The sequence below is a fragment of the Candidatus Aenigmatarchaeota archaeon genome (genome assembly GCA_016932615.1).
Lineage (GTDB): Archaea > Aenigmatarchaeota > Aenigmatarchaeia > QMZS01 > QMZS01 > JAFGCN01.
In genome coordinates, this window is the sequence record JAFGCN010000008.1 from 19314 (window position 1) to 29742 (window position 10429).

The 10429-nt window shown below is 45.5% G+C and carries 5 protein-coding genes; 2 read left to right on the top strand and 3 right to left on the bottom strand.

Features of this window, described 5'->3' with window-relative positions:
- The first annotated feature begins 41 nt into the window (after nt 1-41).
- Nucleotides 42-6068, top strand: coding sequence for an S-layer family protein (locus JW727_02015; protein MBN2094797.1), 6027 nt, complete (start codon nt 42-44; stop codon nt 6066-6068).
- Nucleotides 6069-6593: 525 nt separating this feature from the next.
- Nucleotides 6594-7154, top strand: a complete 561-nt coding sequence (locus tag JW727_02020) for a cysteine hydrolase (GenBank protein MBN2094798.1) — start codon at nt 6594-6596, stop codon at nt 7152-7154.
- Nucleotides 7155-7171: 17 nt separating this feature from the next.
- On the opposite strand, the gene JW727_02025 is transcribed toward JW727_02020, so the two are convergent.
- Genes JW727_02025 through JW727_02035 form a run of 3 tightly spaced genes read right to left on the bottom strand, consistent with a single transcriptional unit; the run spans nt 7172 to nt 10373 of the window.
- Nucleotides 7172-8101 carry a type II secretion system F family protein gene (locus JW727_02025; GenBank protein ID MBN2094799.1) on the bottom strand — a complete coding sequence of 310 codons (930 nt, stop codon included), beginning with the start codon at nt 8099-8101 and terminating at the stop codon, nt 7172-7174.
- The gene (locus JW727_02030; protein ID MBN2094800.1) at nt 8098-8922 is read right to left on the bottom strand and encodes a type II secretion system F family protein; all 825 of its coding nucleotides are present in this window, start codon (nt 8920-8922) and stop codon (nt 8098-8100) included. Before JW727_02030 ends, JW727_02025 begins: the two co-directional genes overlap by 4 nt.
- Nucleotides 8919-10373, bottom strand: a complete 1455-nt coding sequence (locus tag JW727_02035; GenBank protein MBN2094801.1) for a type II/IV secretion system ATPase subunit — start codon at nt 10371-10373, stop codon at nt 8919-8921. The genes JW727_02030 and JW727_02035 overlap by 4 nt, the downstream gene beginning before the upstream one ends.
- Between the last annotated feature and the right edge of the window lie 56 nt (nt 10374-10429).

Genomic DNA, 10429 nt, shown 5'->3' on the forward strand with positions numbered 1-10429 from the left:
TATCTGATAAAGATAATAAGCTAGTTTCTCTGTTTATAAGCATGCTGATTCTGTCAGTTGTTTTGCTTTCGGGCCCTGCAAACGCTATATCCATAGGCCTTTATCCAAATGGTGCAAATGGAGGGACATACAATTACCGAATGGTTATAGACCTGCACGCAAATGACCACGTTCCACTTGACTATATAGTAATCCACCTGGCAAACCTGAATGAATCTTCAGAAGATACCTGCTACTTTGAGTTTAATACGCTCCAATATGATACTAGCGTAAATGGTGATGTCCAGCCATGCCACATGATAAATATTACCGGGCTTGTCAACAATGCCACTTATAGCGGCGCTTATGGCTACAGCTTTGGTTATGGCACTTATGGGAACTATTCTAACCTTAGTGGGAATAATGTTTCCTGGAATGCTGAAGGTTACAATTTCACGCCAGGGTATGGCTATGATTCATATAACCCTGCAACTTCCATGTCCGGGGAAATAACTGTGGAATTCAGTATAAACACTATAATTCCTAACGGTCCGACAGCGGGACATGAATTTGCTGTCAGGGCAGGCGTTTCCGGAATGGAGGGAGGCAGCATAAAATACAGCTTTTACAGCCAAAACGAGGCATTCTTTACAGCTCAGGGCAATATGGGTGGTGGAGGAGATAACTGGAATGATGGCCTTAGCTCATGGAGGTCGGGTATCGTTTCGCCTTATGTTCTTATTGGAGGCGAGCCGAAAATGCTTAACTTTACGGTTTATAGGCAGGCAGGTGACCAGTCGTGCCTTGAAAACCTCACAATACATTTGCCCCATAACTTCACCTACCTTGGGAGCAACTGGACAAACTCTGTGAATTCTTCGGTATCTGCCCGTGAGGGCGCTGTTTTTTGGGAGGATAACGGGTCGGGGGGCTTTTTCTGCGGCGAGGGTCCGGTTAACTTTGCAATTTTGGTAAACACCTCTGACGGGCTTGGAAAAACTTCTTTCTTGATAGAGGCATATGCAAAGGATAATACCACAAGTAACTTCAGCAAGATGGTTTTCATTGCAACTACCTTCAACTATACCGGCTCAGTCAAGGATTCAGAGGGCAATAATCTGTCGGGAGCTGTTGCTTCAATGTACGCAGTTTCCCATAGCATGGATGGCGAAACCGTCATTGGGACATTTACCGGCCTGACTGACGAGAATGGCGAGTTTATTATCGAGAACGTGCCCGGGATGAATATTTCTTATGAGGAAGAGTATTTCGGGCCAATGGAGATATCTTACCGGCTTAGCGCTGCAAGATATAATGACAGCGAAGGCAACTATGCAATGCATATCGGCCCTTCCCTCCCAGATGTCCCTGAAATGGAGATTAAGGCCCCTTGGGGTCTTGGTAACGCAACCATTTACCTTAAGGAAGCTGTAACCTTCCATGTAAGGGCTCTTGGAAAGGACTACCGCTCGGGTCCCAATAATACTAACGAAACCTGCCCTGGACCCACCTGCCCTCCGGAATGGACGCCTACCTTCAACCAGACCTATGTTAATTTTGATTATAACCTCAAAGACAAGAAGCTTGGCTACCCGGTCTCAAACAGCCAGGGCCAGGATTCTAACGAGCGGTGGTTTGCGGCGCCACTTGAGAGGAACTACTCTCTTATGCTTTTCCCTGATGCATCATTCCAGGTTTATGTCGACTTTGTAGATATTTCCTCTAGGTGCAATTCAACAGGGTATAACCTTAGCACCACAGGGGTGAATGCAACATGCACGATCCAGAACGGCACTTACCTGATAGATGCTGAAATTACGGGGGACATGAACCTTACAAACATGACCGGCTCAATTAATCTGACTGATCTTGACTCATTCTGGATAGTTGCATATATGCTTGGGGCTGGCGAGATGCTCTTTGACCAGGATTCGCTTCCATTCAATATAGGTCAGATGGAAAGGTGGCCAAAGAATGACACCACCTATGACGATTCTTACAACCGGTCTGCAGGCACATATAACATATACCTTCCTGCAACCCAGGCACATTCAGATGTGCTTCTTGTGGCATATGCTTCAAAATCAGGCACTTATTACCAGGGGATCCATAAGATCTCTGTAGAGGGAATGGTTCTTCCTGAAACCATTTACAACTTCACAATGCGCGAGCTTATTAGCGGCTCTGATTACCCGATAAGCGTGAATAATGTTTCCGGCGACTGGAACTCCACAAATGTTGTAAATACTACTGCCGTGGTTTTCAACCTTGTTGACAGCAACGGTGAGATGCTTGAGACTGAAAGCTCATTTATAGAAACCAGGATTGATGCGGGGGAGGCAGAATACCAGAAGATGCTTAATGCTGAGAATGGAAGCTTCAGTATGGTCTTGGCAAGCGGTCAGGGCCTTGAAAAACTCACAGTTTACTCCCAGACAAGTGCCCCTCTTTCGGTGCCTGTCAGAAGCACGGTATTATCAGGAAGCGAGTCTACGGAATTCATGTCCTGCCAGAGCGGAGTCTGCAATGTTACCCTGAGGGAGTTTGAGCCGTTTGACCCCGAAACCAAACAGGCGTTGGAGGATATAAAGATGGAATTCATGATATCAAACTCCTCCTGCGATGTCCCTAATCCATCTGAGGACTGCTACCTAATGTCAGACATGAGCAAGGATGAGTTCTCCCCTCTTAAAGCCATACTTCTTGGAGACATAAGCCTTAGGATAATATTAGGCAACCTGTCAGTCCACTACATGAAAACAGACCTTATGGCTTCAGGCCCTCCTGACGCGGCATTGTCCCAGAACTTCACTGGAGATGACCTGAACGCGGCTTGGAAGTTTGGAAGCAGCGGCCCTGAAATCTACTCAGGAGTGCTTATCGGAATGCCTTACTCAGAAGCCTTGGATAACATGAGCATAAGGATGTCAATTCCGGTCCTTTATGATGCGGAGTTTAATGTAATCTGGAACCGAACTGATGGGAACACCACAAGCGAGCTTGTTGGAACCGATTACGAGGACTACCTTAATAATTCCTATGAGGAATACCTTAACGGGACAGGAGTTTACTGCTCTGAAGCAAACGAGAACCTGACCGAAGGACTTTGCTACCGGGATACTTCTACAAGGATGATCTGGATGGAGATACCTCACTTTTCAGGAGTCGGGCCTCAGGTGGTTTCATTTGATCTTCCTTCAGTAGCTCTTACATTGTCTGACCCGTCTCCCGTAAAGGCCGGAAACGTAACATTTACTGTTGACTTTAGCACGGCGATGAACACCTCCTCAAATGTTTCCGTATTAGTAAGCAATGCCTCCAGCTATAACGTGACTCCAATAGGATGGGCAAACTCCACAAGATGGACCAGCTGGTATAACTTCAACGCTTCAACTGGAGATGGAGTATACCAGGTTCATATTACCGGGGCAGTGGACTCTGACGGAAACCCAGTTTCAGAGGACTCCTCAAACTACTTCATCCTTGACACGACAAACCCAGCCATTTCAATTACAAGCCCTATTAACAATTCCGTCAGCAGCACACAGGTTATAGAGATAAATCTTACCCTGACAGAAGCAAACCTCGACTACACAAACATTTCCCTCATAAATGCTTCCACGGGCATAGTGGTAAACTCGACAACAAGCACAAGCACAGGAGCTTATAGTGTTTACTTATCTGCTTACGAGGACGGCGCTTACAATATCACTGCTGTTTCTTATGATCTGGCAGGAAATACCAACACTGTGACCACCTCAAACATTACTGTCGACGCTGAGGGGCCGAGCATTACGGTAATCTCTCCTGCAAGCGGGGCTTATCAGAACACTCTTGCAATTTCGGTCAACCTGACAGTAACTGACACCTCCCTGAACTACACAAACGTTTCTGTTTATAATTCAACCGGGGGGCTTGTTTATTCAAACTCGAGCTCTGCAAATGGAAATTACCTGCTGACCCTTTATGCTTCGGGAGAAGGCGCTTATTATATCACTGCAGTTGCCTATGACACGTCAGGAAGGAATAGTTCAGAATCCGTAAACATTACACTTGACATTACGAGCCCTGCCGCAGCAATCTCCAGCATAAATGGCAATGCTTCTGGAGACTGGACCCGCTCAAGGACTCTTCTTGTGACTGCCACAGCAGGTGACGCCAACATTCAGTCTTGGCTGCTTTCTGCATACAACTCTACTGGAAATTTGTCTTCATCAGCAAATGGCTCAACCTCATTTGGCCCGTCAGATGTAAGCCTGATTGTGCAAAGAGACGGAAATTACAACGTGACCCTAAACGTTACTGACAGGGCCGGAAACAGCAATGTCTCTTCATTCACCATAAGGGTTGACGCGACTGCCCCTCACTTGATAACACTTACTCTAAATGCGACAATAGTTAATGTGAATGATTCCATTGAGATAACCTGCTCAGCTTTGGATAATGTTGACGCAAATGTCTCCACAGTAAATACCTCAGTAGACACTTCAGCTCCTGGAGTATTCAGGGTTAACTGCACGGCAACTGACGACGCCGGAAACACAAACACTACCAGCGTTGGCTATGTGGTTTTGGGTGGGTCTGCTGCAATCTTAACGGAGAACGTGACCGTGAACTCAACTGAGACAACCCTTGTCGTGCCGGAGTCAAACAATGATACCCACATCAGCGTCCCATCGGACATAACAAATGCCTCAATTGACCTGGGAATATTGCTTAATGATACCGGAACTGACCGGTATGCAATTCTTAATGGCTCGATTAATGTTTCTGCCAATACCTCAGAAGGCATTGTTGAAGTTTTCATTCCTGCAAACACTACCATTAATGGAAGCTCTGGGTGGTCTGGCGAGGTTGACCTGCCTGAGATTGCTGCTGATGGTTCTGTCACTGTGACGCCTGACAGTGGAAAGACCGCGACTGTTTCAAAAGTTGTTGAGCTGGGTTCCGGAAGCGTTCATCTAGTGTTTACAAGGGCAGTGAGGATTCTTATCCCCGGTGAGGCAGGAAAATACGCCGGATATTACAGGGACGGGACATTTACGAAAATTACTGCCACCTGCGCAAATGATTCACAGGACTCTGGCGACGCGCTTGCCTATGGAAGTGACTGCAAAATTGACTCTGGAAATGACCTTGTGGTCTGGACAAAGCACTTTACGAGTTTCGTCACATACACTCAGGCAGACTTGCCGGGAAGTCCATCGAGCGGCCCAAGAAGTTCTTCTGTAACCGGTACGAGTAGTGGGTACTGGTATGGAACCCACACAGTCTCTAAAGAGAGTATGGCTGCCGGTTACACGACAATTCTTCGTTACCGGCACCGGCTTAAGCTGAATATCTCTGATGAAGTGCATTATGTTGGGGTTGTGAACACAACAACTGAGATGGCAATTTTGAATGTTTCAAGTGACCCGATCCAAGTGATTTTGCCCATTGGCGATGATGCAAAGATTGACCTTGATGGCGATTATTACTATGACCTTTACATAAAGCTTAACGGGATAGAAGCGACGACTACAAATATTACCCTTAAGGAAATCCACGAGTACTTTGGCGCTTCCGGTGGGACTGTTGCAAACACAACTCCGCAGGTACAGCCAGAGGAGAAGCCGCCAATTTATGGAGGTCCGAAGGTCGATTCTTGCAGGTCAGGTGCGCACAGATGCATTGATAGTGAGTTTCAGGAATGCCGGGCGGGCACTTGGGTGACAGTAGAGCTTTGCATTGGTGGATGTGATTCTTCGGGCAATGGCTGCGTTTCTGTCAACAGAGCGCCGGAAAGCCAGCCTGCCTGGGGAGCTTTCGCACTTGTGTTGCTGCTTCTTGCAGTTGCACTAGTGCTGGTGATTTCAAAGCGCCCAAAGGTTTCGGAGAAGCATACTGAGCACCACCCACAGATAACCCATTCAAAGTTTGTAGATGTGCAGGGCAGGATAGCAAAGCTTGAGAGCAAGGGACATAATGTTTCCCGGATGAATGGTATTCTTGAGGAAATTCGCCAGGACATTTCTTCAGGTCTTCACTATATTGCTGAAGGGCGCCTGGAGATTCTTTCAAGGGAAGTTGAGTTCCTTGAGGGTCTTTAAGCAGCAAGCATGTGTGTGGATAATATTATGCAAATCATGGGTCGGCCGGGTGTTGTTTGGGCATTTACAGGTTTTGTTTTTTTGAATATGTTTTTGGCCCTTTCAGTAATCTCTCTGCAATTTAAACAGATGCAGGCAGTATCTGCTCTGGGGGTGAGTTACTCCGGGTTTATTTCCACAACCCCCTTATAGTTGCATCTCTTGCCCTTGGCGGGATTATGCTTATAACAACTCTTATAATGGCCTATAAGCTTTTCATGCTCAGAAATCTGTGTTAATCTGGATATACGCCTCGTTTGGTCTTTCTGCATCAGTTAATCTTTTGATTGGGAGTTATCTTTTGGCACTGCTTTCGTTAGTTTTCGGGTGGGCAATGCCAGACTAAGTTAAAAACAAGAAGATTGACGGAAATTTGGTGTTTCAATAGCCGACTCACCAAGCCGCTTTTTTAGTGTGGATTCTTGCATTAATCTTTCTCGTACAGAATCATTAATCAGATTCAGAATACTTAAAAGAACTATTATAATGAACCTTCCTGAGAAGCAGTGCCTCCTTGTAATAGATATGCAAAGGGACTTTTTGGCAAGTGATGGCTATTATGTAAAGTCCGGGAAGGATATAGGCCCGATGCTTAAAGCAAAAGAAAATATTGAGGCACAGATACATGAGAGCCAGGGAAAAATGCTGGTCGTATATGTGGTTTCACAATACTTTCTGGGACAATTTGGAGAAGGGAAATCCATATGTGTTAAGGGCACGAAGGGCTCAAAACTTGTGATAGATAAAAAGTTTGCTGATGCTGTGATTGTAAAACAAGGTTACAGCGCTTTTTCAAACCCCTCTCTTTTGGCCCTTCTCAAGAAACATAGTATAACGACGCTAACTATTGTGGGTTTGACTACCGAAAACTGCATTAGATCTACCGCTCTTGATGCCTTGGGCCTAGGTTTTAGGGTGATCGTGCCTGAAGAGTGCGTGGCAACCAACAGGGAACGAACAGCTCTTCATGAGGCAGCTCTTAAGGAGATAGAGCAGAGGATTCAAGGGAAAGATGTTGCAAGTAGGTCTGTTGCTAGAAGTAGATGAGTGGTTTGGATTATTCTTTAGAATATCGAGAAGTTTGCAAGCACGGTGAATTTCACGAAGTAGAAAAGCGCAAGGTTCATTGTGAGCAGAATGGGTATGTAACGGATTCCAGCAAACTCCTTTCCTTCGGAGATGAGTCCTATCAGGATTGCCCCGAACAGGGAAGAAACACACATAAGCCCTATCTGGTAGTATAGCAGGAATTCTTTGGTTATGAGTAGGCCTGTGAAACTAAGGGATATGCCTCCTGCATTTAGGCTTTCGCTTGGAAGAATCGAGCCCAAACCTATGAGGGTTTCTACTAAAAACAGGGATGCCGAGAAAAGGATAGGCGCGCCTATGCCTATAGCGAGCATGATGAACATTGAGTAAGAGGCGACTTGGGCCTTTATGTCTTTTTTCAGCATCATGGTGCTTTTCATGTCGTCTGCAAGCCCGTCGAGAAGAGAGGAGAGGTTAGCGCCCCTGCCAATTCCTTCAGCAATCAGGTTTACGGTTTTTCTTAAGAGGTCGGAATCTATCTTCTCTGGAATCTTCATGAATGCGTGCTTTATCTGGCTTCCAAGCATCATGGCCTTTCCAGCTTCTTTTATCTGCAGGCTTAGCGGCCCAAATTCTGGGCGCGCGCTGTCAATGAACGCCTTTTCAGGGATAATTCCTGCTCTGAGGTTTGAAGCAATAAGCCGGAGTGCGTCTGGAAGCATTTCTTCGGCAATAGCAGCCCTCTTTTTTGAGAGTGATACGAGGGAATAGTGCATTACTCCTTCAGCCAGAAAGGCCAGCCCGATTGTGATAAGGAAATATTTTGGGCCAAGCAGAAAGTATGCGACAATTCCCAGGAGAGAGAGTGCCAAAAATATGCCGCTGGCCAGTTGTATAAACTTTTCCAATTCTAGGTCAAGCCCGCTGGTTTTAAGATATCTCCCCATCCTAGTCTGGTATGTCATTCTACTTTTGGCCTCTTGGATTTTATTATTCCAATAAACATGAACTGAAAGATTGTCACCACTGCCATCAGGAGCATAAGTATCCCCTGGGAGACGGGAAACTTGGAGAAAAAGGAGAGTATGATGAGAAAGCACACACCGATTGAGGGAAGGATTATGGCAAATATCATATATACAAGCGCAAGAGAGTTAAGCTGGGCGCCATACATCCGGATGGCAGTTCTTTGCTCCATCGAAAATTCTTTTACTAGTTCTTCAATAGTATCCCCCACATCATAGCCCGCCTGCATGGAGTTGGTAATCTGCCACATTGCACGCCGGAAATTCGTTGAGGGATTTTTAATCATTACCTCTTCCATTGCCTTATTTTCAGGAACCCCCATTGAAATCATTTTTGTCATCTTTTTGAATTCTTCGGAAAGGGCGCCATAATTAGACCTCCCAACAGATAGCAACGCTTCATAAAGTGAGATTCCTGACCTTATCTCTACCAAAAGATGCCTTAGCGCAAAGAGGAGGTTTTTCTCAAGGTTTGCGGTCCTCTTTGATATTATGAGCCGCGGGTAGGACATGCCATAAAAGAAGGTAATTCCAAAACCCGCCAATGGGATGATTATGAGGAACATCAGGAGCCCGGGATTTCTGAAAATCACGTAAATGACAGTCATTATGGCGAGCATTAGTGTGGAGAAAAATGTTGAAGCCATGACAAGCCTTCCAAGATACATCTCTGGCGCTAACTTTATCTCGGCATGCTTAAGATTTACTTCCAGCCCTGGAAAAAAGCCGATTAGCTTTTTACCTAGCGTTTTGTAGCTCATATTTTCTTGAGAATGTCTTCAGGATTTTTCATATATCCAGAGGTAATCTTGCCTACTTCATTGACGTTTCGGATGTTTTTCTTTAGCATGTACTCCAGCACCCTTTCCCTTTTTTTAAGGTCTTCCTGTATTTCCTGGCGGGAGAGGCCCAGGAGCATTTCCATTTTTCCAATTGCTTTTTTGCTTTCATGGTATGGCGCCAATGTATCTGTGGCGGCATCCCATTTATACAAAGTATTTATCTTTTCGGTTCCGACATCCCGTCCGTACTGTGGCAGTACTTCTGCGATTTCGTAAACCCTTCTTATTCCTTTTCTGCGGTCACGAAACATCACTACAAACAGGTCTACCGCTTCCATGAGGGATTCCGGAACTGAAATTGGCGGGCTGGTAAGCCGGCGGTAGGTCTGGAGTGCAGTATCTGCATGAAGCGTTGCGCAAATGCTGTGGCCGGTGTGCATTGCCTCAAAAAGAACTTCTGCCTCACGACTTCGCCTTACTTCTCCAAGGATTATCCGGTCAGGCCTCATCCTAAGCGCGTTTATCAGGAGGTCAAGCATGTTAATCTCTCCTTTTCCTTCCTGGTTTGCCATTCTTGTGACCATTGGCACCCAGTGCAGGAAATCTGGGAGCTTAATCTCCCTTGTATCCTCAATAGACAGGATTCTCTGGTTTGGAGGCATGAAGGATAGGAGTGTAGTGAGGAAACTGGTTTTTCCCGTGCCCGTGCCTCCGGAAACAATCAGATTCATCTCATACTGTACCGAAAACCACATGAAGGCAGCGACTTCAAGAGAGATGGTTTTATTTTCAATAAAGTCAGTTATTGTCCAGGGCTCTCTTCGAAATTTCCTGATGGTCATCGTGTTTCCTTCATTTGATATGGGAAACAGTGTTGCGTTTACCCTGTCACCGGTTGGAAGGTGTGCATCCAGAAGGGGGTTTAGCACATTTACCTGCTTTCCTATGGAACGGGCGATAATGGCGGAATAATTCAGGATGTCCTCTTCCTTGTCTATGAGTATATTTGTCTTAGTCCAGCCGTATTTTTTGTGGTAAACACTGATGCCTTCCTTTGCGGAGTTTATGACTATTTCTTCAAGGTTTGGGTCCTGCAGAAGAATCTCGATTCTTCCAAGACCGAGCATCTCCTGTATCAATAGCCCAATCAGGTAATTTTTTGTGCCTTCCTCCACCTTTGGAAGGACTTTTTGTATTTCTTTTTCTGCCTTTTGCCGGAATTCTTTTTTTACAGCTTCAATATTTTCTCCCCCCAGGGAGGTGAGTTCCAGCTCGGAAATCATCCTGTTCTTTAGTTCCAGGTATAAAGCTCCCGTGCCTTCGTCAAGCTTTGGAAAATTGACTTCATAGCTGGGAATAAAACCCCGGTCTGTGAATATTTCGACCTCCAGGTCGATATTTTCAAATCTAAGTTTATACTTTTCTCCCATATTTTACTTTTAGTATTCCAAAATGCTTCTCTATATTCAGGATATTCTGTTTTTCC